The sequence below is a fragment of the Hymenobacter agri genome, from assembly GCF_054778495.1.
Genome location: NZ_BAAGZM010000008.1, coordinates 1 through 25,392, shown reverse-complemented (window position 1 = coordinate 25,392; position 25,392 = coordinate 1). Strand labels below are relative to the sequence as shown.

Annotated in this window: 27 protein-coding genes and 1 pseudogene; 7 read left to right on the top strand and 21 right to left on the bottom strand. The window is 60.7% G+C overall.

Translation table 11 applies throughout. The features are described 5' to 3' along the window. Positions 1-2,219 (bottom strand): aminomethyl-transferring glycine dehydrogenase (gene gcvP / locus ACYVDE_RS01255; protein ID WP_460499659.1); only part of this gene is annotated, 2,219 nt, incomplete at its 3' end. A 303-nt stretch (positions 2,220-2,522) separates the two neighbouring features. Between gcvP and ACYVDE_RS01250 the strand changes: the two genes are divergently transcribed. Beyond that, positions 2,523-3,746: an NAD(P)-dependent oxidoreductase gene (locus tag ACYVDE_RS01250; protein WP_460499658.1), complete on the top strand. Its 1,224-nt coding sequence runs from the start codon at positions 2,523-2,525 to the stop codon at positions 3,744-3,746. 75 nt (positions 3,747-3,821) lie between these two features. On the opposite strand, the gene ACYVDE_RS01245 is transcribed toward ACYVDE_RS01250, so the two are convergent. Together ACYVDE_RS01245 and ACYVDE_RS01240 are read right to left on the bottom strand one after the other, a co-directional pair. Beyond that, positions 3,822-4,256: a CsbD family protein gene (locus tag ACYVDE_RS01245; RefSeq protein WP_460499657.1), complete on the bottom strand. Its 435-nt coding sequence runs from the start codon at positions 4,254-4,256 to the stop codon at positions 3,822-3,824. A 208-nt stretch (positions 4,257-4,464) separates the two neighbouring features. Beyond that, positions 4,465-4,716: a hypothetical protein gene (locus ACYVDE_RS01240; protein WP_460499656.1), complete on the bottom strand. Its 252-nt coding sequence runs from the start codon at positions 4,714-4,716 to the stop codon at positions 4,465-4,467. Positions 4,717-4,892: 176 nt separating this feature from the next. Between ACYVDE_RS01240 and ACYVDE_RS01235 the strand changes: the two genes are divergently transcribed. Then, entirely contained in the window at positions 4,893-6,446 is a 1,554-nt protein-coding gene (locus tag ACYVDE_RS01235) for a hypothetical protein (RefSeq protein ID WP_460499655.1), read from the top strand. An 80-nt stretch (positions 6,447-6,526) separates the two neighbouring features. Here ACYVDE_RS01235 and ACYVDE_RS01230 read toward each other — a convergent pair whose 3' ends face one another. Further along, positions 6,527-6,892, bottom strand: coding sequence for a hypothetical protein (locus ACYVDE_RS01230; protein WP_460499654.1), 366 nt, complete (start codon positions 6,890-6,892; stop codon positions 6,527-6,529). Positions 6,893-7,046: 154 nt separating this feature from the next. Here ACYVDE_RS01230 and ACYVDE_RS01225 point away from each other — a divergent pair, with 154 nt between their 5' ends. From ACYVDE_RS01225 to ACYVDE_RS01215, 3 genes are all read left to right on the top strand, one after another. Then, positions 7,047-7,448 carry a hypothetical protein gene (locus ACYVDE_RS01225; RefSeq protein ID WP_460499653.1) on the top strand — a complete coding sequence of 134 codons (402 nt, stop codon included), beginning with the start codon at positions 7,047-7,049 and terminating at the stop codon, positions 7,446-7,448. A gap of 116 nt (positions 7,449-7,564) precedes the next feature. Beyond that, the gene (locus tag ACYVDE_RS01220; protein WP_460499652.1) at positions 7,565-8,572 is read left to right on the top strand and encodes a hypothetical protein; all 1,008 of its coding nucleotides are present in this window, start codon (positions 7,565-7,567) and stop codon (positions 8,570-8,572) included. Between the two features lie 129 nt (positions 8,573-8,701). Then, complete coding sequence (locus tag ACYVDE_RS01215) at positions 8,702-9,748, top strand: DUF3089 domain-containing protein (RefSeq protein ID WP_460499651.1); 1,047 nt, start codon at positions 8,702-8,704, stop codon at positions 9,746-9,748. A gap of 7 nt (positions 9,749-9,755) precedes the next feature. Here the strand turns inward: ACYVDE_RS01215 and ACYVDE_RS01210 are convergent, their stop codons facing one another. From ACYVDE_RS01210 to ACYVDE_RS01175, 8 genes are all read right to left on the bottom strand, one after another. Beyond that, positions 9,756-10,046: a hypothetical protein gene (locus tag ACYVDE_RS01210; RefSeq protein WP_460499650.1), complete on the bottom strand. Its 291-nt coding sequence runs from the start codon at positions 10,044-10,046 to the stop codon at positions 9,756-9,758. Between the two features lie 43 nt (positions 10,047-10,089). Next, positions 10,090-10,257 (bottom strand): hypothetical protein, encoded by a 168-nt coding sequence (locus ACYVDE_RS01205; RefSeq protein ID WP_460499649.1) that lies wholly within the window; start codon positions 10,255-10,257, stop codon positions 10,090-10,092. Between the two features lie 201 nt (positions 10,258-10,458). Further along, entirely contained in the window at positions 10,459-11,295 is an 837-nt protein-coding gene (gene tsf, locus ACYVDE_RS01200) for a translation elongation factor Ts (RefSeq protein WP_460499648.1), read from the bottom strand. 197 nt (positions 11,296-11,492) lie between these two features. After that, entirely contained in the window at positions 11,493-12,260 is a 768-nt protein-coding gene (rpsB, locus tag ACYVDE_RS01195; protein ID WP_460499647.1) for a small ribosomal subunit protein uS2, read from the bottom strand. A gap of 18 nt (positions 12,261-12,278) precedes the next feature. After that, complete coding sequence (gene rpsI, locus ACYVDE_RS01190; RefSeq protein WP_460499646.1) at positions 12,279-12,665, bottom strand: 30S ribosomal protein S9; 387 nt, start codon at positions 12,663-12,665, stop codon at positions 12,279-12,281. Between the two features lie 35 nt (positions 12,666-12,700). Beyond that, complete coding sequence (gene rplM / locus ACYVDE_RS01185; protein WP_460499645.1) at positions 12,701-13,153, bottom strand: large ribosomal subunit protein uL13; 453 nt, start codon at positions 13,151-13,153, stop codon at positions 12,701-12,703. A 156-nt stretch (positions 13,154-13,309) separates the two neighbouring features. Continuing rightward, positions 13,310-14,023 carry an RluA family pseudouridine synthase gene (locus ACYVDE_RS01180; protein WP_460499644.1) on the bottom strand — a complete coding sequence of 238 codons (714 nt, stop codon included), beginning with the start codon at positions 14,021-14,023 and terminating at the stop codon, positions 13,310-13,312. Positions 14,024-14,086: 63 nt separating this feature from the next. Further along, positions 14,087-15,151 carry a sensor histidine kinase gene (locus ACYVDE_RS01175; protein WP_460499643.1) on the bottom strand — a complete coding sequence of 355 codons (1,065 nt, stop codon included), beginning with the start codon at positions 15,149-15,151 and terminating at the stop codon, positions 14,087-14,089. Between the two features lie 196 nt (positions 15,152-15,347). On the opposite strand from ACYVDE_RS01175, the gene ACYVDE_RS01170 reads away from it, so the two are divergent. Further along, positions 15,348-15,896, top strand: coding sequence for a DUF3575 domain-containing protein (locus ACYVDE_RS01170; protein ID WP_460499642.1), 549 nt, complete (start codon positions 15,348-15,350; stop codon positions 15,894-15,896). Positions 15,897-15,929: 33 nt separating this feature from the next. Here the strand turns inward: ACYVDE_RS01170 and ACYVDE_RS01165 are convergent, their stop codons facing one another. The 4 genes from ACYVDE_RS01165 to recA all read right to left on the bottom strand — a co-directional run bounded on the left by ACYVDE_RS01165 (position 15,930) and on the right by recA (position 19,481). Further along, complete coding sequence (locus ACYVDE_RS01165) at positions 15,930-16,625, bottom strand: response regulator transcription factor (protein WP_460499641.1); 696 nt, start codon at positions 16,623-16,625, stop codon at positions 15,930-15,932. 69 nt (positions 16,626-16,694) lie between these two features. After that, positions 16,695-17,369, bottom strand: coding sequence for a hypothetical protein (locus tag ACYVDE_RS01160; protein WP_460499640.1), 675 nt, complete (start codon positions 17,367-17,369; stop codon positions 16,695-16,697). Between the two features lie 40 nt (positions 17,370-17,409). Continuing rightward, positions 17,410-18,225: a DUF3108 domain-containing protein gene (locus ACYVDE_RS01155; RefSeq protein ID WP_460499639.1), complete on the bottom strand. Its 816-nt coding sequence runs from the start codon at positions 18,223-18,225 to the stop codon at positions 17,410-17,412. 203 nt (positions 18,226-18,428) lie between these two features. Beyond that, a complete protein-coding gene (gene recA, locus ACYVDE_RS01150) occupies positions 18,429-19,481 on the bottom strand; it encodes a recombinase RecA (protein ID WP_460499660.1) in 1,053 nt (350 codons plus the stop codon). A 361-nt stretch (positions 19,482-19,842) separates the two neighbouring features. Here recA and ACYVDE_RS01145 point away from each other — a divergent pair, with 361 nt between their 5' ends. Continuing rightward, positions 19,843-20,919: a hypothetical protein gene (locus tag ACYVDE_RS01145; RefSeq protein WP_460499638.1), complete on the top strand. Its 1,077-nt coding sequence runs from the start codon at positions 19,843-19,845 to the stop codon at positions 20,917-20,919. Positions 20,920-21,126: 207 nt separating this feature from the next. Here ACYVDE_RS01145 and ACYVDE_RS01140 read toward each other — a convergent pair whose 3' ends face one another. The 5 genes and pseudogenes from ACYVDE_RS01140 to ACYVDE_RS01120 all read right to left on the bottom strand — a co-directional run. Then, a complete protein-coding gene (locus ACYVDE_RS01140; protein ID WP_460499637.1) occupies positions 21,127-21,672 on the bottom strand; it encodes a GNAT family N-acetyltransferase in 546 nt (181 codons plus the stop codon). 68 nt (positions 21,673-21,740) lie between these two features. Next, complete coding sequence (locus tag ACYVDE_RS01135) at positions 21,741-22,166, bottom strand: hypothetical protein (protein ID WP_460499636.1); 426 nt, start codon at positions 22,164-22,166, stop codon at positions 21,741-21,743. A gap of 74 nt (positions 22,167-22,240) precedes the next feature. Next, positions 22,241-23,206: an AAA family ATPase gene (locus tag ACYVDE_RS01130; protein ID WP_460499635.1), complete on the bottom strand. Its 966-nt coding sequence runs from the start codon at positions 23,204-23,206 to the stop codon at positions 22,241-22,243. 168 nt (positions 23,207-23,374) lie between these two features. Further along, on the bottom strand, positions 23,375-24,766 hold the full coding sequence (locus tag ACYVDE_RS01125) for a peptidylprolyl isomerase (protein WP_460499634.1): 1,392 nt from the start codon (positions 24,764-24,766) through the stop codon (positions 23,375-23,377). Between the two features lie 233 nt (positions 24,767-24,999). Further along, positions 25,000-25,392 (bottom strand): annotated as a pseudogene (locus ACYVDE_RS01120) (peptidylprolyl isomerase); the annotation flags it as partial.

Here is a 25,392-nt window from a genome sequence, read left to right as displayed (position 1 = left end):
ACCACGGCGTGGCCGGGCAGGTAGGGGGCCAGGTCGGCCACCACGCCGATGGGGCCCACGCCGGGGCCGCCGCCGCCGTGCGGAATGCAGAAGGTTTTGTGCAGGTTCAGGTGGCACACGTCGGCCCCGATGTTGGCGGGCGAGGTGAGGCCCACCTGGGCGTTCATGTTGGCGCCGTCCATGTACACGCGGCCGCCGTGCTCGTGAATGAGGTTGCAGATGTCGACGATGGTTTCCTCGTACACGCCGTGCGTGCTGGGGTAGGTCACCATCAGGCAGCTCAGGTTGGCGGCGTGCTTCTCGGCCTGGGCCTTAAGGTCGGCCACGTCGATGTTGCCGTCTTCGGTGCTTTTCACCACCACTACCTGCATGCCGGCCATCACGGCCGAGGCGGGGTTGGTGCCGTGGGCCGAGGCCGGAATCAGGGCCACGGTGCGGTGGTGGTCGCCGCGGGCATCGTGGTAGCCTTTGATGGCCAGCAGGCCGGCGTACTCGCCCTGCGCGCCCGAGTTGGGCTGCAGGCTCACGGCTGCGAAGCCGGTTACCTCGCAGAGCCAGGCTTGCAAGTCGCTGAAAATCTGCTCGTAGCCTTTGGCCTGCTCGATGGGAGCGAAGGGGTGCAGGCCGCCGATTTCGGGCCAGGTCACCGGAATCATCTCGGCGGTGGCGTTCAGCTTCATGGTGCACGAGCCCAGCGGAATCATGCTGTGCGCCAGGCTCAGGTCTTTGTTTTCGAGCTGCTTCATGTAGCGCAGAATCTCGTGCTCGGCGTGGTGCGTATTGAACACCGGGTGCGTGAGGTACTCGCTGCTGCGCACGAGGCTGGCGGGCACGCGCAGGGCGTCGGCCTCGGCGGCTTCGGTCAGGGGTTCGGCCTGCTTGCCCAGCACTTTGGCGAACACGGCCAGAATATCGGCCACGTCGCTCAGCTCGGTGTTCTGGTTCAGCGAGATGCCGACACGCACGTCCTCAAAGTAGCGGAAGTTGAGGCGGGCGGCTTCGGCTTCTTTGCGCAGAGCTTGGGCCAGCTCGGCGCTTTCCAGGCGCAGGCTCAGCGTGTCGAAGTAAAACTCGTTGGTTTGCTCCACGCCCAGCTTCTTCAGGCCGGCTTCGAGGGTCTGGGCCAGCAGGTGGGTGTTGGTGGCAAACTGCTTCAGGCGCTGCGGGCCGTGGTACACGGCGTACATGCCGGCCAGCACGCTCAGCAGCACCTGCGCGGTGCAGATGTTGCTGGTGGCCTTCTCGCGGCGAATGTGCTGCTCGCGGGTTTGCAGGGCCATGCGGTAGGCCTTGTTGCCGGCCGCATCCACGCTCTGGCCGATGAGGCGGCCGGGAATCACGCGCTTGAACTGGTCTTTGCAGGCGAAGAAGCCGGCGTGCGGGCCCCCGTAGCCCATCGGCACGCCGAAGCGCTGCGAGTTGCCCACGCACACATCGGCGCCCAGCTCGCCGGGCGAGGTGAGCAGTGTGAGGGCCAGTAGGTCGGCGGCCATCACCACGAACACGTTATTCTTCTGCGCGTCGGCGATGAAAGCCGAGTAGTCGAACACCTCGCCATCGGCGGCGGGGTACTGCACCATGGCACCGAAGAAGCCTTCGGCGCTCAGGTCGGCCTGGCGGTGGTCGCCAATCACCAGCTCGATGCCGACCGGCGTGGCGCGGGTGCGCAGCAGGTCGATGGTCTGGGGCAGCACCTGCTCCGACACGAAGTAGCGGTTGGCGCCCTTCTTCTTGGTCTGCGAGTGCAGCATGTGCATGGCCTCGGCGGCGGCGGTGCCCTCGTCGAGCAGGCTGGCGTTGGCAATTTCGAGGCCGGTGAGGTCAATTACCACGGTCTGGTAATTGATGAGGGCTTCGAGGCGGCCCTGGGCAATTTCGGCCTGATAGGGGGTGTAGGCGGTGTACCAGCCCGGGTTTTCCAGAATGTTGCGCTGGATAACGGGGGGCAGAGTCGTGTCGTGGTAGCCTAGGCCGATGTAGGATTTAAATACCTGGTTCTGGCCGGCAATCTGCTTGAATTTCGCCAAAAAAGCCCGTTCGCTAAGGGCGGCGGGCAGGTCGAGGGGTTTTTTGAGGCGAATGGCGGGCGGCACCGTTTCATTGATGAGCTGCTCGATGCTTTCGACCCCAATGGTGCGGAGCATGGCAGCCTGGGCGTCGGCGCCGGGCGCATTGTGGCGGGCCTCAAAAACGTCGACTGGCGAGAATTTCAACGACATAAAAACGGAAATGGGTTGGTTGAGAGCCAATTAGGCAAGTGGGGTGGCGGAATCAGATTCCTTAACAAAGGTAAGCCCGAAACCTCCCGCCGAACCGCGGGCAAAGGTGTAATTTTGGCCGGTTATCTGGTTTGATAGCATGTCTTGGTGCCGTCGAACCCGTTTGTCATCCTGAGCGCAGCGAAGGACCTTATCACGTTTGCTCGATTTCGATTGTGCTAACTGTTCAGTCGTGATAAGGTCCTTCGCTGCGCTCAGGATGACAAACGATTTTCTTCCCCCCCAATTCCCACCACTCCCCGCATGTCCCTCACCATTGGCCTCATCCGCGAAGGCAAAACCCCACCCGATAAGCGCGTACCCCTCACTCCCAAAAAGTGCGTGGAGGCACAGGCAGCCTTCCCCGGCCTGCAAATTGTGGTGCAAAGCAGCCCCATCCGCAGCTACGCCGACCAGGAATACCGTGACCTAGGCCTGGAAGTGCGCGACGACCTGAGCACCTGCGACGTGCTGATGGGCGTGAAGGAAGTGCCCGTCGACCAGCTCATCCCCAACAAAACCTACCTTTTCTTTTCGCACACCGTGAAGAAGCAGCCCGCCAACCGCAAGCTGCTGCAAGCCGTGCTGCAAAAAAATATTACGCTTATTGATTACGAGCTGCTGACCAATGACCACGGCGAGCGTATCGTGGCGTTTGGGCGCTACGCCGGCATTGTGGGGGCCTACAACGGCCTGCTCACCTACGGCCGCAAGCACCGCCTCTACGACCTGAAGCCCGCCTACCAGTGCGTGGATATGGACGACATGCAGGAGGAATTCTTTAAGGTGAAGAAGCTGCCGCCCATCAAAATGGCCGTGACGGGCTCGGGCCGCGTAGCCCAAGGCGCGCTGGAAGTGCTCGACCGCATGGGCATTCGCCGGGTGAGCGTGTACGACTACCTCTACCTCGATTTCAACGAGCCCGTGTACGCGCAGCTGCGGAGCTCCGACTACAACCGCCGCCGCGACGGCCGCGTATGGGACACGCCCGATTTTCATCGCCATCCTGAGGAGTATGAGTCCACGTTCGGCAAATTTCTGCCCGTGACGGACCTGCTCATTGCCTGCGCCTACTGGCACCCGGCCGCGCCGCTGCTCTTCACCGAGACCGATACCCGGCGGCCCGATTTCCGCATCAACACCATTGCCGATGTGACCTGCGACGTGAACGGCTCCGTGCCGACCACCAAGCGCAGCAGTACCATCGCCGAGCCCGCCTTCGATTACAACCCCGCCACCGGCGAGCTGGAGCCGGCCTACTCGCGGCCCGAAAACATCACCGAGATGGCCGTCGATAACCTGCCCTGCGAGCTGCCTCGCAACGCCAGCCGCGACTTCGGCCGCCAGCTCATCGACAAAGTGCTGCCCCACCTGCTGGGCGACGACGCGGAGGGCGTGATTGCCCGCGCCACCATTGCCCGCGGCGGCCAGCTCACCGAGCGGTACCAGTACCTGGCCGACTACGTGGCCGAAGCGGCGGCCATATAGCACGTTTCGGTATTCAATAAATAAAAAAGCCCTTCCCGTAATTGGGAAGGGCTTTTTTGCTGAAGCCAGCGTTGTTTAGAACGTGCGCTGGAACCAGTTTTTGATGTCGTCGATGGCGTGGCCCGTTTTTTCTTGCAGGCGGCCGTACCACTCATCTTCTTTGCCGTCTTCGTAGGTCAGGTCGTCATCGGTAAGGTTGCCCCACTTCTGCTTGGCTTCGCCTTTAATCTGATTCCAGTCGCCGCGGGCTTTCAGCTCGGTGCTGTTGCCGGTGGCGGTGTTGCTGGCATCGTTGCCAAGGTTGCTGAACCAGTTTTTGATGTTGTCAACGGTTTCGCCCGTTTTCTCCTGCAGGCGGCCCAGCCACTCATCCTGCTGGCCTTGCTGGTAAGTCAGGTCGTCATCGGTGAGGCCGGCCCATTTCTGCTTGGCGGCGCCTTTCAGTTGGTTCCAGTTGCCCTGAGCCTGCAGCTCGGTCGTGTCGCTGATGTTATTGTTGTTAAGGTCCATGAGTGAAAAGCGTTAGAAGGGTTAGGAATGAGTTTGGGTGGGAGGGTAATGTGGAGCTTGTACGCACAGGGTTTCGGCTGCGTTGAAGCCCTTGGCCGAATGCCGGAATTTTATACTTCGGCAGTATTACTCGCGTGCCGGGCTATATGCAACAAGCCCCGCTGCGGTGGCAGCGGGGCTTGTTGCGTACGGGCAAACGAAGAGGCCCTTACTTCTGGGTAGCGGGCGTTTCTTCCACTACTTTGTCGGCGGGCACGTTGCGCACCACGGCCGTGTCGCCGGGTTCGCGGGCCATATCGGCCTTGGCGCTGTCCACCATGCCTTCCATTTTGTCGCCGGCGTTCGAGGCGGCATTTTCGGTGGCGGTAGCGGCGTCATCGGCTTTTTTCTCTGAGCACGAGGTGGTGGCGAAGGCGGCAAAGGCTGCTACGGCGAGCAGGGTTTTGAAAGAGAATTTCATGATGTTTGAGGAAGGAATGAGTGATAAAACGTTGCCCTTAATCGCAAGATTTGCAAAAGGTAACCCGTTTGTATTTATGGCTCAGCTTATTATGTTGTGAAACGCTTGCCTTGGCTGCTGGTGGGCAATGCTTCTGAACCGGGCGGCGGGTAGCGGCTGTGCCGTAATTTGGACGCATGGACGACCTGCGCACTACCCTGCTCACTCTCAACCCCGACGAGCGCCGCGACTTCGGCGTTTTCATTCAGCGGCAGCGCCGCAAAACCAACGGCCGCCTCGATTCGCGCCTCTACGAGCTGCTGATTCAGGCCAAGGAGCTTAAGCCCGAGAAGCTCGTGGCCAAGCTCTACCCCGACGAGCCCAACCCCGTGGCCTACTACGCGCTGCGCAAGCGCCTCATGCGCCACCTCACCGACTACCTGCTGTTGCGCCAGCGCCAGCTCGATACCACGGCCGCCGCCACCGTGCGCGGCCAGCTCACCCTGGCCCAGTATCTGTTCGAGGCCGGCATTCCGCGCCTGGCTTGGAACACGCTGCGCAAGGCCGAAAAACTAGGCCGCGAAAGCGAGCAGTACGAGCCGCTGAATGCCGTGTACAACCTCCAGATTCAGTACGCCAGCTCGCCGTACGCCGAGCCGCTCGACGATATTCTGCCCCGCTACCGCGCCAATAAAAAAGCGGCCGACGAAGAAGAGCGCGCCAACATAGCCGACAGCGTGCTGCGCCAGCGCCTGCGCGAGTCGCGCACCAAGGGCCGCGCCCTGGTGCCGGCCGATGATATTCTGCGCCAGGTGTTGGCCGAGTACGACCTGCAGGAAGCCTTCGCCCGCTCGCCCTCGCTGCTGAGCCGGCTCATGTCCATCACCCGCAACGCCATGTTGGTGCGACGCGACTTCACGGCCTTTGCCACGTTCATCGAGCGCTGCTACAAGCTGATGGAACGGCGCCACGGCTTTGCGCCGGCCCAGCGCGGGCACCAGCTCAAGCTGCTGTACATGCTGGCCCACGCGCTGTACCGCTCGCGGCGCTTCGCCGAGGCTGTGGTTTACCTGGCGCAGGCGCAGGAACTGCTGGCCAGCGGGCCGGGCCGGCAGTTTGGCGAGTACGCGCCACGCTTCACGCTGCTGCTGGCGGCTAACTACTCGTTTCTGCACCGCAATGCCGAAAGCATTGTGCTGCTCGATGGCCTGCTGCAAAGCCCCCGCCCCCTGGCCCAGGCCGACGAGCTGGCCGTGCGGCTGCAGCTCACGTTTCACTACTTCGCCGAGGGCAAGTTTGCCAAAGCCAACCAAACCCTGCTCAGCCTGGGCCGCACCGACCACTGGATTGAGCAGCACCTGGGCCTGGAGTGGCTGCTGAACCGCAACATCGGCGAAATGCTCATTCAGGTAGAGCTCGGCAACACTGAGGTGGCCCTGAGCCGCCTGCGTGCCCTCGACCGCGCCGTGCGCGAGCAGTTTCCGGCCGTGCCCGAAACGGCCGAAACGCCCGCCGTACCGGCTGGCGGCGTGTACCAGCCGGTGCTATCCTACCTGGCCTTGGTGCGCGAGATTGTGGAAAACCCGCACGTGGTGCAGGAGCGCACGTTCGGCAACCGGGTAATGCACCTGCCCCCATTCATCTCCGAAGAGCGCGAAGACCTGCAGGTCATCAGCTTCTACGCCTGGCTGAAGGCGCGCATCCTGCAGCGGCCCTACTACGAGGTGCTGCTGGAGCTGGCCCACGGCTGATGCCGCCACAAAAAAGGCCCCGAACAGTGTGTTCGGGGCCTTTTGCTTGAAAGAGAAACAGCGCCGAATCGGCGGGCTGCTTACTTCTTCATGGCTTCTTTCATGTTCTCTTTGGTTTGCTGAGCCGATTTGGCAGCAGCGTCGCCCATGGCGTCCATCTTGGCACCGGCGGCGTCCATCTTAGCGTCCATTTTGGCACCGGCTTCCTCCATTTTGGCGTCCATTTTGGCGCCGGCTTCCTCCATTTTGCCTTGCATTTTCTCGCCGGCAGCGTCCATCTTGGCGCCAGCTTCCTCGGCCGACATCGTGGTGGTCGAGTCGGTGGTTACCGTGGCCGTGGTGCCTTCGGGCGTGGTAGTGGTGGTTTCGGTGGTTTTGGTTTCGCAGGCGGTGGCGGCGAATGCAACAGCGGCGGCTACGAACAGGGTTTTAACGGAGAATTTCATGGTTTTGAAAAAGTGTGGAGGTGAGATTGTGCCGTTAATCGGCTCCTGCGCCAAAAGGTAACCCATCGCCCGGCGGCCGCGGGCCGCCGCTGCGCTAACTTTTTCGCCGCGGGCCTAGTATAGCCCTCACGCATTACCATTCCCCTGCTTTCATATGGATTCCACCGCCACCACTCCGCAATCGCCCGCCACGCCCGCCGTGCCCATGTCGGTGAGTGACCAGCAAAATACCGCGCTGCTCGACGATACGCTCACCTTCCTCAGCAGCAGCAAAGCCATCAACTCGGGGCCCGAAGGCCGCGCCGAGCTCGACCGCTGGCTGGCCGTGCTCGATGCCTCGGAGCGCACCGGGCTGGCCAAAATCAAGCAGGAGCTGGGCCAGCTCAACGACCTGCTGGCCGACGCCAAAACGCCCGCCCACGACATTGCCGAAATCCTGGCCAGCCTCGGCGCCGAAACCGCCAAAGTAGCCGAAGAGGCCGGCGGCGACTACGCCGCGCCGCTCACCAACCTCAGCAAGCAGCTCATCAAGGCCGGCAACGCCCTGTCGAAGTAAGCCGCTACGCGCCATAACCATTGTAGCGCGAACTTTGTAGTTCGCGTCCCCGCGCCGTCCGGACAATTCCGGCGGGCCGTGTGGCGACGCGAAGTACGAAGTTCGCGCTACTTTTTATGTCCCAGCTTACTCCCGCCGACCTGCTGCCCTATGACCCCTTCGATGGCATGCGCTTCGGCCCCGAAACCTGCTTTCTCAGCGGCCAGCCCGTCGGCCCCGACGATACCGTGCCCGTGTTTGCCGAGTGGCTGCAGGCCCGCTACAAGTTGGCCGAGCGCCCCATTCAGCTCCTCGACCAGCGCACCGTGCTGATGAAGGACTTGCGCCTGCCCGCCAGCCCCGCCGCTCGCCAGCGCATTGCCGAGCTGGAGAGTAGGGTAGAGGCGGCCAGTCTCGAAGGCCCCGCCGCTCTGCGCGCCCTCGGCGACGACACGCTGTTTCTCTGGCTGGGCAAAATGTTCTACGGCATCTTCATCACCGAGCTGCTGAACGAGTTCGAGCCCCTGATAAAGCCCAAGTACCCGCTGGCCGAAAATGCCGCGCTGGTGCGCCGCTTCCAGGCTTTTTTCCAGTTGCTACAGGGCCTGCGCGTGCCTACCGAGTACGCCGACTTCGTGCCCGGTTCCGTGTTCGTGCTCGAAGCCGACCCCACCGAAGACGTAACCCCTTTCGAGTATGATGACGACCTGAACACGCTCGTCTTCAGCATTAAACTCGATAATGCCGTGCTGGTGGCCTGTCTGGTCGATGTGGGCCTGATTGGCCAGGCTATGGGCAAGGTGTACGCCGATGCCCAGCGCCCGCTGCATCCCGTTCAGATTGCCGAGTTCAAGGCCCGCGTGTACTACGCCGCGCACCTGCTGCACGTCGTGCCCGATATCTACCCCCGCCACCCGCGCCCCGGCGATACCCAAATCGTGTTCGACGCCCTCATCGACGACGTGACCGGCGCCATCTTCAACCCCTGGGAAAACAGTGCCTACACCCAAACCCTGGCCGAAATGTGGCTGCGCTGGAACATCACCCTCGCCGACGTGGTAGCCAAACCCGCCGAACCCATGACGCTGCTCTACGACGCCGACGGCACCCCGCGCGAGCTGAAGCACTGGCCGGTAGTCGACTAATTAGAAAAAAAGACTGTTGGGCCGTACGCCGCCGGCGCTGCTCGACCGCGCCGCCGTGGCCCCTCTCCTGAGGAGAGGGGCCGGGGGTGAGGTTCCGGCGTCAGGCAGTGCGTTGTATGAAGTTGAAATATGTTCCGGTTAAACTCACCCCTCCGCACCGTCCTGCTTGCGCTGCTGCTCCTGCCGCTGAATAGCTGCATCCGGCTGCTGCTCAAGCCGGGCCGCGATTTCGAGAAATACACGCCGCCACCCGCGCCCGACTACGCCCAGGCAGCCAGCTGGTCCGCCCTGCCTACCAAAAAAGATTCGGCCGATGCCGTGCCGCGCCACTCCACCTTGCGCAACGAGCAGGCCACGGCCCCCGTCGATGTGTTCTTCATCCACCCCACCACCTACTACTCGCCCCGCAACTGGAACGGCGACGTGCGCAAAAAGTGGCTGAACAAGTACACCGACCGCACCACCATTAAGCAGCAGGCCAGCGTGTTCAACGCCACCGGCCGCATCTTCGCGCCGCGCTACCGCCAGGCCACCCTGTTCTCTTTCCTCGATAAGGAACCCAACGGCCAGCAAGCGCTGGAGCTGGCGTATTCCGACGTGCGCGCCGCCTTCCAGTACTACCTCGCGCACTACAACCAGGGCCGCCCGTTCATCATCGCCGGCCATAGCCAGGGCACCGACCACGCCACGCGCCTGCTCCACGAATTCTTCGACAAGGCCACTCCGCTGCGCCGCCAGCTCGTGGCCGCCTACCTCATCGGCTTCCAGGTTAAGCCCAACGAATTCCTCACCCTCAAGCCCTGCGCCGATTCGCTGGCCACCGACTGCTTCGTGGCCTACAACACCTCCGATGCCGGCCACGAGTCGCCCATGTTCCAGCCCAGCATCGCCGTCAACCCACTCACCTGGACGCTCGACTCCACCCTGGCCCCGGCTAGCCTCAACCGTGGCGCGGTCAGCATCCGCTTCAAGCACGTCCACCCCAATTTCACCGATGCCCAAGTGCACCACGGCCAGCTCTGGGTGCACGCGCCGCGCTTCAAGGGCTTCCCGCACTTCCCGCCCTCCGGCAAGAAGCAGCTGCGCTACTCCCGCCACATTGCCGATTACGCGCTGTTTTACATGAATATCCGCGAGAACTCGAAGGCACGGGTGCGGGCGTGGCTAAAGAAATAGAACGCGCTTATTTTCTAAGTTGCTTAATGATTCCTTCGAGAAACGTCGCCCACTTATCAGCGGGGTACTGCTCCCGAAAAATTTGATAATCACGCCAGAACCATTCTTCATTGAAGTTCTCAAAGTTCTTGCTCGAATCAAGTGCTAGGTTATGAAGCCAGTCTGTTAAGCTATTAACAAAATCCAGCACGTTCTTTTGCCCGGACTCCTGCCAGCCAAACTCGGATGAGTGTGCCCGTAAATCTATCATCGCAGTGTAAAGAAGCTTTCGGTACAAGCTCTTGCGCTCTTCAGTCATAGCCACAAATAAAAGCCCCGCCGGCACACTGCCAGCGGGGCTTTTATTTCGGTTCAGTTAAAGCCGTTTCAAAAGCGCTTTTGAAATGCATTACGCTCAAATGCGGCATAGCTTGACTGAAACGTTCAATATTTCGCCAGAACGCAGCTTCATCAAAGTCAGCAAAATCGTTGGTAGCGGACAGAGCAAAATTGTGGAACAAATAGGCCACCGCGCCAGAATAGTTAACATGATTTCGGCACTGTTGGTCAGTCAGCTGAGCAGAACTATTGGACGTGGGAGTTGTGCGAATATCAAGTAAAACTGATACAGCAAATAGCGGTACGCCCGTTTTCTATGAGGTTCCATTAAACAAATAAAAGCCCCGCCGGCATAGTGCCGGCGGGGCTTTTAAGTTACCTAAAAACGGCAATTAAGCGCCGATAGCCACGCGCTTGAAGTCCGTCACGGTCATGCCTTTCGACTTGCTGTCGAGCAGCTGGGCGATGGTCATCGAGCCGTCTTTCACGAACTCCTGGTTCAGCAGGGTCTGCTCTTTGTAGAACTTGTTCAGCTTACCTTGAGCGATTTTCTCCAGCATGGCCTCGGGCTTGCCTTCGGCACGCGCCTGCTCTTTGCCGATTTCGATTTCGCGCTCCACCACAGCCGAGTCCACACCGTCTTTGTCAACGGCAACGGGCTTCATGGCTACGATTTGCATGGCTACGTCGCGGCCCACGGCAGCAGCGTCGGCCGAGCCCACGTTCTTCAGGGCAACGAGTACGCCTTTCTTGCTGTCGGAGTGGATGTACGAAGCCACTTTCTCGCCGGTCAGGGTCACGTAGGTCAGGTCCAGCTTCTCGCCGATTTTGCCGGTCAGGTCAGTGATGTGCTCCTGAATGGTCAGGCCATCATCCTCTTTCACGGCCAGCAACTCCTCCTTAGTGGCAGCGTTGGTGCGCACAGCGGCATCCAGAATGCGCTGCACCAGCTCGCGGAAGTTAGCCACTTTAGCTACCGACTCCGTTTCGCAGGCCAGGGCCACCAGCTTGCCGTTGGTGCCATCCTCGCTCACAGCCACGGTCACGAAACCTTCCGAAGTTTCGTTCTCAGCGCGCTTGTCAGCGATTTTCTGACCAGCCTTGCGCAGAATGTCACGAGCGGCTTCGAAGTCGCCATCGGCTTCGGTCAGGGCTTTTTTGCAATCCATCATGCCGGCACCGGTCATGGTGCGGAGCTTGTTTACGTCTGCGGCGGTAATAGCGGCCATTGGAAGTAGGGGAGGGGTTGTAGAGACGCATATTTGCGTCTCCCGTTTGAACAATTGATTTTACAACGGGCGGCCGATTCCGTTCTGACGGAAGACGCAAGTATGCGTCTCTACATCGGCCTGAAAGCAAAAGAAAAGGGAACCTCCGGAGCCTAGACCACTCGAAGGTTCCCTTCTTTCAAAGAGCTAAGAAGAGACTATTCTTCGTCAGCAGCCGTTTTCTCGGCAATGGCGGCCTCGTCGGCTTCCTTGCGGTCGGCATCTTCTTTGTCAACCTTGCGCTCCGACAGGCCTTCTTCGATAGCCTTGCCAATCACGCTCACGATGAGCTGAATCGACTTCGAGGCGTCGTCGTTGGCGGGAATCGGGAACTGCACCAGCTCGGGGTTCGAGTTCGTATCGCAGATAGCGAAAACCGGGATGCCCAGTTTCTGTGCCTCTTTCACGGCGATGTGCTCGCGCTTCACGTCCACTACGAACAGGGCAGCGGGCAGACGGCCGAGGTCGGAGATACCACCCAGCACACGGCCGAGCTTCTCACGCTCACGCGACATCATCAGCTTCTCGCGCTTAGCCAGTGCGGCGTAGGCGGTGTTTTCTTTCACCATCTTGTCGATGGTGGCCATCTTCTTCAGGCTTTTGCGAACCGTGGCGAAGTTGGTGAGCATGCCGCCCAACCACCGGTCGGTCACGAAGGGCATTTTCAAACGCTCGGCTTCCGTCGTAACGATTTCCTGCGCCTGCTTTTTCGTGGCTACGAACATGATTTTGCGGCCGCTCTTCGCGATGTTGCGAATAGCCTGGGCTGCGTAGTCAAGCGAAACCAGCGTCTTGTTGAGGTCAATGATGTGGATGCCGTTCTTCTCCATGAAGATGTACGGCGCCATTTTGGGGTCCCACTTGCGGGTGAGGTGACCAAAGTGGGCACCTGCGTCGAGCAGGTCCTTATAGGTAGTCTGGGCCATGATGTATTTCCTCCTGGATTAGCGTTTCGAGAACTGGAACGAACGACGAGCCTTGCGCTTGCCGAATTTCTTGCGTTCCACCATGCGCGGGTCGCGGGTCATGAAGCCTTCCTTCTTGAGAGCAGGACGAACTTCTTCGTTATCGCTCACCAGCGCCTTGGTGATGGCCAGACGGATAGCCTCGGCCTGAGCCGAAATGCCGCCGCCGCGCACATTCACCTTGATGTCGTACTGGCCGACTTGCTCGATGATTGCCAGGGGTTGGTTCACTACGTTCTCCAGCAACTCGTTGCTGAAGTACGATTTCATGTCCCGGTCGTTGATAGTGATATTCCCTTGCCCGGCCTGCATGTAGATGCGGGCCACCGAGGTTTTTCTTCTACCAGAGGTGTTGGTAATTGCCATTAGTGGAAAAATTAAAGAGCGTAAACCGTTGTGGCTTACAGGTTTTTCAATTCGTAGTTCACGGGCTGCTGAGCCTCGTGGGGGTGCTCGGTGCCGGCGTACACGTACAGGTTGCGGTACTGAGCGGCGCCGAGGCGGTTGTCTTGCAGCATGCCTTTCACAGCGTGCTCAATCACACGACGCGAGTCGCGGGCCATCTGCTCGCGCACCGTGCGACGCTTCTGGCCGCCGGGGTAGCCCGAGTGCGTGATGTAGACCTTCTCGGTCATTTTCTTGCCCGTCACGCGCAGCTTGTCAGCGTTCACAACAATCACGTTGTCGCCGCAGTCGGAGTTGGGGGTGAACGAAGGCTTGTGCTTGCCACGCAGAATGTTGGCAATTTGGCTGGCAACGCGGCCCAGCGGGGCCACGCTGGCGTCTACGATAACCCAGCTCTTCTGGGCGTTGGCCTTATTGACGTGGGTCGTCTTGAAGCTCAGGTGGTCCATGAGTCGAAAAAAAGGTATGCTAAACTATTGAATAAGAGTACGGAGCCGGATAGGCTTCGGGAAAAACGGACACAAAGGTACTGATTTGTCGCGATATAGGCAAACGTGGCGCAGTAGTTTTTCTGAGAACCACCCGCTTGCCCCCGGCCATTGCCGCTAGCGGTTCTGGCCCAGCACCTCCACCAGCACCCGAAAATCCTTCGGATACGGGGCTTCTACGCTGATTTCTTCGCCATTCAGGCCGGTGAACTGCAAGCGCAGGGCGTGCAGCGCAAACCGCTTAATGAAGGGCTGCTCTTCCTGGCCTTCCTTCATGTTGAACTTCTTTTTGAGCGACGACAGGTAGAAGTCCTCGCCGCCGTAGTCCTTGTCGCCCACGATGGGCGCCTGCAGGTACATCAGGTGCAGGCGAATCTGGTGCATGCGGCCGGTCACGGGCTCGCAGAGCATGAGGGCGTGGCGGGCGTAGGTTTCGAGGGTGGTGAAGTGGGTTTCGGCGGCCTTGCCTTTATAGGCCAGGCGGGCCTTGCCGCGGCTGGTGGTTTCGATGTTGCGCTCCACCACTTCATTCTGCAGCTGCGGCGTGCCCCACACCACGGCATGGTACTGCTTCTTCACCTCGCGGTTTTCGAACTGCATGGCCAGGTGGCGGTAGGCGGCGGGGTTTTTGGCGAAGGCCAGCGCGCCGCTGGTTTCGCGGTCGAGCCGGTGGGCGGCCTGAATGTCGTCGTAGTGCTGGCGGGCCAAGCGGAGCATGTTGGGCGCGCCGCCCACCCGCTCGTCGAGCGTGGCCAGAAACGGCGGCTTATTGACGACCAGATAGTCGTCGTTTTCAAAAAGAACGAGGTCGGAGAACTGCGGGAGCTTCATAAGAGGCCGCAAAGGTACGGCCATTGGCACGGTGGTGCCGTTGGGCAGTGCGCGGCATGGCTCTTAGCTGCTTACCGGGCCTTCCTTCGGCTTGTTCAGCTTGAACTCGAGCGTGGTGCCCTCGCCCAGGGTGCTCTTTACTTTAATGGTCGACTTGTGTGCCTCCACGATATGCTTGCTGATGGCCAACCCCAGCCCCGAACCGCCCGACTCGCGCGAGCGGCTTTTGTCGATGCGATAAAACCGCTCGAAGATGCGCCCCTGGTGCTCGGGCGCAATTCCGCCGCCGTCGTCGCGCACGGCAATGCGTACGCCCCGGCCGCTCTCAATAAGCGACACCACCACGCGGCCATTATCGCGTCCATACTTAATGGCATTGTCAATCAAATTGATGAGAACCTGGCGGATGCGGTTGCGGTCGGCGATGACGAGCAAGCCGACGGCGGGCAAGCCGGGCGGAAACAGCTCGAGGCGGGTGCCGCGCCGTTCGGCCTGCTGTTCCAGCAGCTCAAAAATTTCGCGCACCAGCACAATCAAATCGAAGCGCTGGCGGCGCATGCGCACCACGCCTTTTTCGAGCTGGGCAATGGTTACCAGGTCCTGCACCAGGGCGTCGAGAGTATCGAGGCTGGCGGCGGCTTTGCGCAGAAACTTGCGCCGGGTGGCCAGGTCAATCTCGTCTTCTTCGTCGTCGAGCACGGTATGCACAAACCCCTGGGCGGCAAACAGCGGCGTTTTCAGCTCGTGCGACACATCGGCCAGAAACTCGCGGCGCAGGGCCTGCAGGCGCACCAGCTCATCGAGTTCCTGCTGCCGGCGCTCGGCCATCTGCAAAATTTCGTTGCGCACGCGTTTCACCGGTTCAGGCCGAAACAGAAACTTGTTGCTCAGTTTTTTGAATTCCTTGCGCTTGATGTTTTCGAGGCCTGCGTACACGCCGTTGATTTCGCGAAACAGCAAGGCTTCGAACGACAGGTAGACCAGCAGAAAGCACGCCGCTACGGTAATGCCCGCGCCCAGAAACGCCTCCCGAAACGGCAGGCCAGGAGCCACCCGCGCATACGTAGTGAGCACGGCCGCCACCAGCAACGCGATGAAAATGGCAATGGTGCGGGAAGAGAAACTCATCGGGAATGAAACTAAAATCGGGACGTTGTGCGGAAGATATTGGTGGCGACGGAATTATTCGGCGGCAGTGGGGCAGAAAACCGTAGGTATGTAACCTCGCGTGGGGCGCTGAATGGGGATGAGTTTAATGAAATATAAACGCTTGATTTACGGAATGAAAAAAACTGCGTCGTCATCGCTGAGGGGCTTACGAAAGATGCTCTGCCTGCTGGGCGTGCTGAGCTGTACTGGTATGGTGGCCAGGGCCCAGCGCAACGTGATAAAAATTAATCCGCTGAGCCTAGTAATAGCCACTGGCAATGTCGCCTTTGAGCACGCGGTAGGCAACAAGACCAGCCTGCAGCTGGGGGCTTACTACGGCAGCCTGACGTATGAGAACGTGCGATATACCGGCCTGGGCCTGACGCCTGAGCTGCGCCTCTATCCGTTGCGCGAGTCGTTGCGCGGCATCTTCGTGGGGCCATATGTGCGGTACTCCAGCCTGGTGGTGCGCGGCCAGGACTACACCACGCGCGCGGGAGGACAGCTGATTACAACCCACGACGAATCGGTGCTCAACGCGCTGGGGGGGGGCGTGAGCGGCGGCTACCAACGGATTTTTGGCGAGCGTTTCGCGCTGGAGCTGTTCATCCGCCTCGGCTACAATGCCGGCACAGCCAAAATAAAATCCGGCAGCGCGCTTGCAACGGGCGCTTTCACCGGATTCACTATTCTGCCGGGCCTCAACGTGGGCTACGCCTTCTAGGGCCGCCTGCCAGGCCGGCGGCCCTAGAAGGCACTAGTCGGCGTTGAATTTGTAGCCCACACCCTTGATGGTCTGGATGTGGTGGTCGCCCACTTTCTCGCGCACTTTGCGCACGTGCACGTCCACGGTGCGGGCCAGCACAAATACATCGTTGCCCCAGATGTTCTGGAGCAATTCTTCGCGGTTGAACACCTTATGGGGCGAAGCCGCCAGAAACGCCAGCAGCTCGAACTCCTTTTTGGGCAGGCTGATTTTTTTGCCGTCCTGGTACACCGCGAACGCCGTGCGGTCGATGCGCAGGCCGTTGATATCGATGGCGTCGACCGCGGTGTGGGGGTCTTGGTCGCGGCGCTTCACGGCGGCCAGGCGGCCGAGCAGGGCGCGCGGCTTGATGGGCTTGGCAATGAAGTCGTCGGCACCGGCCTCGAAAGCCGCTACTTCGGAAAATTCTTCGGCCCGGGCAGTGAGAAACAGGATATACGTATCCTTAAACCGCGGATTTTCGCGTAGCAGCCGGCAGGTGGCAATGCCGTCGAGGTGGGGCATCATCACGTCGAGCAGAATGATGTCGGGCTTGAACTCAGCGGCAATTTCCAGAGCCTTGCGGCCGTCGGGGGCCGAGGCGGTCTGGTAGCCCTCTTTCTTCAGGTTGAACTCCAGCAGCTCCACGATGTCGGGGTCGTCGTCGACCACGAGAATCTTATAAACGGGCGTTTTGGCAGCAGACACGGCAAATGGGCTTAAGTGAAGCAAGACAATACGCCCGCAAAAGTACCGCTTCCGGTGCCGGGCGCTATGTTACGATTGTGTGACGCCCGGTGTGGCGGCCGGGCTTTGCGGATTGACGCACAGCGCTACCAGGTAGAAGCCGTTCAGAAATGAGTACAGCAGCGCATGCACCGCCCACACAGCCATGCTGGACTCGTGCGATTGAAACAGGACGAGGTTGCTGGTGAGAAAGATGAGGCTGCTGCCCGCGAAATAAAGCACCACCCCGGCCGATACCCAGAACATGGGTTCGCGCTCCAGCGGCGCCAGCGTGACGGGCGGCCGTAGCAGCTGCCACAGGTAAAGCAGCGCCAGCGCCAGAATGGCCATGCTTTCAATAAAGTGCTGGATTGGGCTGAACTCGACTACATCGAGCCGGGGCACGTAGGTGAGGGCCGTGCCCAGCAAAAACAGCGCAATGCCCAGCGGTAGCCAGCGCGCCACCGGGTGCGGCCCCAGCGCCCGCCGGTACATCAGCCCCAGCAGGGTGAGCTCGATGGCGGTATCGATGGGCGCTAGAAAGAGGTTGGGACGATGCTGCGCGGCCAGCCACATTGACACGGCCGTAACTGCCAGCGCCAGCCACGACAGCCACACTAGGTAACGCCGCGTGGTGTCGAGCCGTCGGTAGCGCACCAAGCCCACCACGCACGCGCCCGCCAGCGGCACCGTGGAAAACTGCATAATGAACTGTTCGACCGACATCCCCATTCCTAACAGTAAAGGTAGGGGGTGAGGTCAAGTGCTAATTCACCATGTTCAGCTTCCAGCGCAGGCCCCGGTAGCCGGTCATGTCCACCTTCACGGTGCCCACAAACATCTCGGCCTGAAACAGCACCGGAATCTTGTTGCGGTCGTCGGAGAAGTACACCGAAATGGCGTTTTCGCCCCGAAATAGCTTGTTGTTGGGCATGCGCGGCACCAGCTTGAAGGCGCGCACGTCGCCAGCCTTGGTTTCCACCACTTCGCGGCCCTTGAACACGACTTCCAGCATGAAGTTGTCGCCATCGAAATAGCCCGGCACGCGCACCATGTCGCCCACCTTCATGCGGTCGAAGTTGAGGGTGCGCAGGTAGTAGAAGCCGCTCACCAGCTCCAAGCTGTTGTTGGCCACTTTCACCGTACTGCGGGCGTTTTCGTGGGTGTGGTCGGTAACCTCGGCCACGTCGTGCAGGTGGTCGAAATCGACGGTTTCGCGCTTGCGGTAGTTCTTTTCGGCAATCTCGCGCTGGGCGCGCAGGGGCAGAATGCTGGTCGTGTCAATCAGGGCGCGCCACTGGTCGCGGATGCGCAAGAAGAAGTCGAACGAACCGGTGGTTTTGCCGCTCACCGTAGCCTTGTAGCAGGGGCGGCCCTGGAAGTGCTCGATGCCGCCGGCCGTTTCCACGGTAGCCTCGCCGCCGTTGATGAGGCCGTAGTGCACCGTGTATTTGATGACTTCGCCGCGCCCGAAACTGGATTGCGGCACGCTGCGCACGGCATCGCCGGGGCCCAGGGCCGGCACGGCGGCCGCCAGAAATAACGCAATAACGGGGGTAGTAATGAGCCAGCGGCGATTCATAATGCTGATGAGGTATAACGCAAAGCGGCTTTAGACAAACGCAGTGCCAGCCCCGTGAGGCTCCCAAAGATACGGCCGTAAAAAAAGCCCGTTGCCAAGGGCAACGGGCTTTTTTAAGGGTTAAGTTGTAAGGGTTGAATGTGGAGCTGAGCCGCAGTTGCAAAAAAGCAGCTCAACCCTCCAAACTCAATATTCAACACTCCTTACAGCGTGTCTTCGCCTTCTTCCGGGCCGCTCATGTCCACGGGGATGACGTCTTCGTCGCCTTTGGCCATCTGGCGGATTTTAGCTTCGATTTCGTCGGCCAGCTCGGGGTTGTCGAGCAGCAGCGTTTTCACCGCTTCGCGGCCCTGGCCGATTTTCTGGTCGCCGTAGCTGAACCACGAGCCCGACTTGGCGATGATGCCCATGTCGACGCCGAGGTCCACAATCTCGCCGACTTTCGAGATGCCCTGGCCGTAGATGATGTCGAACTCGACCACCTTGAAGGGCGGCGCTACTTTGTTCTTCACCACCTTCACCTTGGTGCGGTTGCCGGTCACGTTGTCCTTGTCTTCCTTAATCTGGCCGATGCGGCGGATGTCGAGGCGCACCGAGGCGTAGAATTTCAGGGCGTTACCACCGGTGGTGGTTTCGGGCGAGCCGAACATCACGCCGATTTTCTCGCGCAGCTGGTTGATGAAGATGCACAGGCAGCCCGTTTTGTTGATGGTGCCGGTGAGCTTGCGCAGGGCCTGGCTCATGAGGCGGGCATGCAGGCCTACTTTCGAGTCGCCCATGTCGCCTTCGAGTTCGCCTTTCGGCACGAGGGCAGCCACGGAGTCAATCACGCAGATGTCGACGGCACCCGACGAAATCAGCTGGTCGGCGATTTCGAGGGCTTGCTCGCCGTTGTCGGGCTGAGCGATGAGCAGGTTGGCGGTATCAATGCCCAGCTTTTGGGCGTAGATGGGGTCGAAGGCGTGCTCGGCGTCGATGAAGGCGGCCATGCCACCGGCTTTCTGAGCTTCGGCAATGGCGTGCAGCGTGAGCGTGGTTTTACCCGACGATTCCGGCCCGTAGATTTCCACGATGCGGCCCTTGGGCAGCCCGCCAATGCCGAGGGCAATGTCGAGCGACAGCGAGCCCGTGCTAATAGCTGGAATGTCGCCCACCTTCTGGTCGCTGAGCTTCATCACCGTGCCTTTGCCGTACGCTTTGTCCAGCTTATCAAGCGTCAGCTGCAGTGCTTTCATTTTTTCAGCCGCGATGCTCATGTCGCCGCGTTCTGCTTTTTCAGCTTTGTCGGCTTTCGGAGCCGCTTTGGTAGCTAGTGCCATGTGGGAGTGTTTAAAAAAAACGGGTTAGGTTTGGTAAAGTTAACGGTTTTGGCCGGGTCGCAATCGAATAAATCTATTCTTTACTAAAAGCCCTGATTGGGCTGTTTTGCGGCGGCTTTTTCTAACACAACGACTCCCGGAATCGTGCCGCAGGATGCGGAAATATATGAGGAATTATCTAAAAATATTAGTTGGCCTTGTGGCTGTGCTAATTAGAGTAGAAACAGCACAGGCGCAACTGGACAATCGGGCGTTTACGAGCCCCACACCGGGACGAATACACGCCGACCGTTCCTCATTGTCTCCCGACACTGTAGTCTTCGTCGCGCCTACCGCCGGCGAGTTGCGCGTGGCTATGAACGCCTTCGTATTCTTCAAAGACAACGAATACTTCAATAAGATTGTGGACGGCTACACGCTCTACGGCACGCAGCTGAATCCGCAGCTGGTGTATTACCCCATCAAAGACCTGCGGCTCGAAGGCGGGATTTTCCTCTGGAAGGACTTCGGCAACCCGGTGCTGAAGGCGGTGCGGCCCACCTTCCGGGCCACGTGGACGCACGGCAAGCAGCAGACCATTCTGGGCAACATTCGGGCAAACCTGCACCACAACTACATCGAGCCGATGTTCAACTTCGAGCGGGTAATGCTGAACCCGCTCGAAGAGGGCATCCAGACCATTTACCGGGGCAAGCGGCTGTTTCTGGACCAGTGGGTGGACTGGCAGCGCCAGCAGTACCGCTACAGCAACTACCAGGAGGAAGTGGCCGGCGGCCTGAGCACGAGCTACCGCATCAGCCCCGACCAGAGCCTCTGGACGGTGAGTGTGCCGTTTCAATTCACTGGCATTCACCACGGCGGGCAGATTGATACGCTTGACCGGCCCCTGCTCACGGTGTTCAACTACGCGCTGGGGCTCACGGCCCGCCGCGCGCTGCCCGGGCCCACCGTGCAGGCCGTGCGCTTCGACGGCTACGGGCTGGCGTTTCAGGACTATTCCTTTACCCGGGGGCAACTGCCCTTTCAGTACGGGCGGGCCCTGTACCTCAATGGCACCCTCGAAACCCGCTACGTAGACGTGATGCTGAGCTACTGGCAGGGCTCGCGCTTCATTTCGCCGCTGGGCGGCGACTACTACCAAAGCGCCTCCCGCTCGGTGTCGGACCCGAAGTTTCTGGACCCCAGCCGCCGCGTGCTGATGCTGCGGCTGCTGCGCGATTTCCGCATTTCCGACGCGGCGGCCCTGACGGCCCGCGTCGAGCCGGTGTACGACCTCAACGCCGGGCTGCTCGATTACTCCTTCAGCATGTACCTGAATTTCCGGCAGGACTGGCTGCTGGGCAACATCGGCAAGCGCGCCCGGGTGGGGCAGTAGGCCGCCCGGCCAGCCTGCCGAAAACCGAACCGGGCCAAACGGCGTGCCGTTTGCCCTCCTTCAAATTGAACCTGGCTAAGCGGCGCGCCGTTTGCCCTCCTCCAAATAGAATCTGCCCAAACGGGGTGCCGTTTGCCCGCCTGCAAATTTCAGGAGCGCAAACGGCACCCCGTTTGGCTTCCGGTGGCATGGAATGGCGGCAGCGCGTTACTGCTTCAGCAGCCAGAAGCGGCAAATGTGACTCAGCGCATCGGAGTTGCGAAACCACAGGGGGCTCCTGGGCGGCGGCTCTGGCGCGAAGCCCACGGCGCACGCCACGGCCTGCCCCCGCGCATTGCTCCGGAAGCAGCGCACCAGTAGGCGCTGGCAGCCCACGGCATCGAAGCCGAAGCGGGTGATGGCCGCCAGCGCCTCGCGGGCGTAGCCGTGGCCCTCGGCCCGGGCCGAGAGGTAGTAGCCGATTTCGGCCTGGCCCTTGTGCTGGGGCATGAGGCAGATGTCGCCCAGGTACTCGTCTGTGCTGCGCTGCCAGATGCCGAACACGTAGAAGCGGCCGCTAAGCCAGTCGTCGGCGAAGGTGCGCAGGGCCACGTGGGCATCGGCCACCGAGCGCACGGCCTGCAGGCGGTCGGGAAAAGACGGCTGGAAGCGGGCGCGGTCGGCGTGTAGCAGCCCGAAAAACGCGTCGGCATCGGCCGGCTCGTAGGGGCGCAGGCACAGGCGGGCGGTATGGAGTGGCGCGCGGGGCAGCATGGCAACGTACAACGAAAAAAGGCCGCCTCCGTGCCCGGAAACGGCCCTTGCTTAAGTAGCAATCAACTTTATTTGTTCGCGCCCACGTGCGGGTAGGGGCTACCCAAGGCCTGCTGCGTGCGCATCACGTTCACCTGCCGGGCGGCTTCGTTGAAGAATTCGAGGCGGCGGATGAGCATTTCTTTGGTGAGTACCCGGCCTTCGGGCGTGCTCATGGTGCCGCGCTTATCGGCAAGCACGCGCTGCATGGCGGCCAGCGTCTGGCCCTCGTGCTGCATAAACTGCTGCTGGAATTCGGCCAGCCGGGCTACGCCGCTTGCCGTGAGGGTGAAGTGCTCACCGGCGCCCTGGTTCAGCACCTCGCACAGCACGTACACTTCGATGGGCAGGCTGGTTTCGAGGGCCGTGGTACGCAGGTCGAGGCCGGCGGCCAGGGCGTCGAGGATGATGCGCACGTTGCGCTCAAATTGCTGATAGTAGGCTTGGGCTTCCATTCTGTTTAGGGGCAATACAACAACAAAGAACGTCATACTTCGACTTCGCTCAGCATGACGTTCTTTCTTCTGATTTACAATAATTCGCGAACAATCTGCTCCACGCCGATGCCTTCGGCTTCGGCTTTGAAGTTGCGCACGAGGCGGTGGCGCAATATCGGCACGGCCACGGCGCGCACGTCCTCAATGTCGGGCGAGTACTTGCCGTTGAGCAGGGCATTGCACTTCGCGCCCACGATGAGGTGCTGCGAGGCGCGGGGGCCGGCGCCCCACTCCAGCAGCTGGTTGGTGCGGGTATGGGCGCGCTCGGTGTTGGGGCGGGTTTTGTGCACCAGGCCCACGGCGTACTCCACCACGTTGTCGGCCACCGGCACACGGCGCACCAACTCCTGAAAGGCCTGAATGTCGGCCGCGTGCAGCACCTTGTTCACCGTCTGCTTGATGTTGGAGGTCGTGTTTTTCACGATGTTCAGCTCCTCGGCGTAGCTGGGGTAGCCCAGCTCGATATTGAACATGAAGCGGTCGAGCTGCGCTTCGGGCAGGGGGTAGGTACCTTCCTGCTCGATGGGGTTCTGGGTAGCCAGCACGAAGAACGGGCGGCTGAGCGGGTAGCGCTGCCCGGCCACCGTCACGGCATATTCCTGCATGCTTTCGAGCAGGGCGGCCTGGGTTTTGGGCGGCGTCCGGTTGATTTCGTCGGCCAGAATGATGTTGGCGAAGATGGGGCCCTTCACGAAGTGAAAATCCCGCTGCTGGTTCATCGTTTCCGAGCCCACGATGTCGCTGGGCATCAAGTCGGGCGTGAACTGGATGCGGTTGAACGACAAGTCCAGCGAGTCGGCAATGGTCTGAATCAGCAGAGTCTTGGCCAGGCCGGGTACGCCCACCAGCAGGCTATGCCCCTGCGAAAACACGGCCGTGAGCACCAGCCGCACCACTTCATCCTGCCCCACGATGACCTTGCCAATCTCCTGGCGCAGCTTCTGGAAGGAGGCGGCCAGCGCGTCGGCCGCTTCTTTGTCGTTTTGGAATTGAGCCATTCGGGGGAGTGAGGGAAGGAGGGGAGAGGGGAGGAGCGGCGGTCATGCCGAGCGCAGCCGAGGCATCTCGCGTGCGGCAGTAATTCAACCGTTATAAACAGGTTTGATTACTGCCCCGAGCGAGATGCCTCGGCTGCGCTCGGCATGACGTTCCGTAACGGTGGAAAGTTACCTTTCGGCCACTTCCAGCACCTTGCACTGGGCGTATTCGGGGGCCACTTCGAGGAACACCGTGCCGCGGTTTTTGGCAAACCACTCGTCCAGGGCTTTGTTTTTCTTCTCGTTGAGGGCGGCGGCGGCAATCTTCTGGTAGTCGTCCTGCAGGTTGGCCTGGTGGGGCGGCGTGTTCGATTTCAGCCACAGAATGCGCATGGCGTCCTTGCCTTCGTCGGTACGGTAGGGCATGGGCGGGGTGATGTGGCCCACCTTCATGGTATCGATGGTGAAGAAGATGGCCGGGTCGAGCTTGTCGAGGGGCAGGCGCGAGCCGCCGTCCTGGCGGTTCACCAGCAGGCCGCCGTTGTTGGCGCTCTGCTTGTCGGTCGAGTTATCCTTGGCCGCTTTGGCGAAGGTGGTGCTGTCGCTCAGAATCTGGCGGCGCAGGCGCGTGAGCAGCTTGGCCGAGACACTGATGTCGGCCGCGCCCGTCTCGGGCTTCAGCAGAATGTGGCGCGTCGAATACTTATTGCCCTTGCGCTCGATAAACTGAATGAGGTGAAAGCCGAACTGCGACTGCACCACCGGCGACATCTGCCCCGGCTCCAGCTTCATCGACGCCGCCTCGTACTCGGGCACCAGCTCGCCGCGCCCGAACAGGCCCAGGTAGCCGCCTTCCTTGGCCGAGCCCGGGTCTTCGGAATACTGCTTGGCCAGCGTGGCAAAGTCGGCCCCGGCCAGAATCTGGCCGCGAATGTCGTTGAGCTTGGCAATGGCGGCCTGCTTGGCCTTGTCGTTTACCTGAGCGGGCACCACAATCTGGCCCACTTCCACCTCGGTGCTGAAATACGGCAGGCTGTCCTTGGGAATGCGGGTGAAGTAGGCAGCCACCTCGCGGGGCGTCACGGCCACCTTGCCCGTGATGGTTTCCTGCATCTTCTGCTGGGTGAGCTGCTCCTTAATCTGGGGGCGCAGGTCTTCCTTCAGCGACTTCAGCGACTTGCCGTACTGCTCCTCCAAGCGTTTCTCGGAGCCAATCTGCTGCACGAAGTAGGCCATACGGCGGTCTACTTCGCCGTTCACCTGCTTGTCTTCCACCGTCACCGAGTCCACTTCGGCGCGGGCCAGCATCAGCTTGTTCATCACCAGGCTTTGTAGAATCTTGCACTTGAGGTCGGGCGGCAGCGGCTTGCCGGCGGCGCGGGCCACTTCCTGGGCATAAATCATCTCCACATCGGAGCGGAGCACAATCTGGTTGTCCACCTTCACCACAATGCCGTCGAGCAATTCCTGGCCCTTGGGCCGGCTAATGCCCAACTGCGCCTGGGAGGCCGGCGCAAAGCCTAATAACAGCGCCAACGTTAGCAGGGCCAGCGTTGCCGCACGATTCACTTTCACAAGCATAGAATAAGATTGAAGAGCCCGAACGGATGCCCGGACGAAAGCCATTGTGCGCGAACAACACCACAACGGCCGCACAAATTTCACGATAAATCCGTCGGCGGGCAATTGCAAGGAGCCGGGCGAGCGAATAAGGGTTGCAGCAAGTCGTAGCGCGGACTTTCAGTCCGCGTCGCCACACCGTTGGAAAACCGTCCAGCGCCGTGGAAACGCGGACTAAAAGTCCGCGCTACATGCTACTTCGTTATCAGTTTGTTCACCTCAGCCTCGTTCACTTTCACGGGGCGGGCGGCGCGCAGCTGCGCAATCCACTCTTTTTCGAGGTAGGCCTGGTAGTCACTGGTGGCCTGGCCGCGGGCTTCGGCCAGGGTTTTGGGGCCGGCGGGCAGCACCTTGTCGATGGTTACGGCGTAGTAGCGGCCGTCCTTCTGCACGTTATAGGTGCCGGGGCCTTTAGCCATCAGCTCATCCATCACCTTGTTGTCGCCCTTGGCAAACACGCGCTGGCTGATTTGCACCGACAGCGGATTCTGCTCATTCAGGCGGGCTTCCAGCGCGGCGGGCGAGCTCGTCATCAGCGCCAGCTGGGCACCGCCGTCGGCGATAGCGCCGGCCTGCGTGGCCGTGCG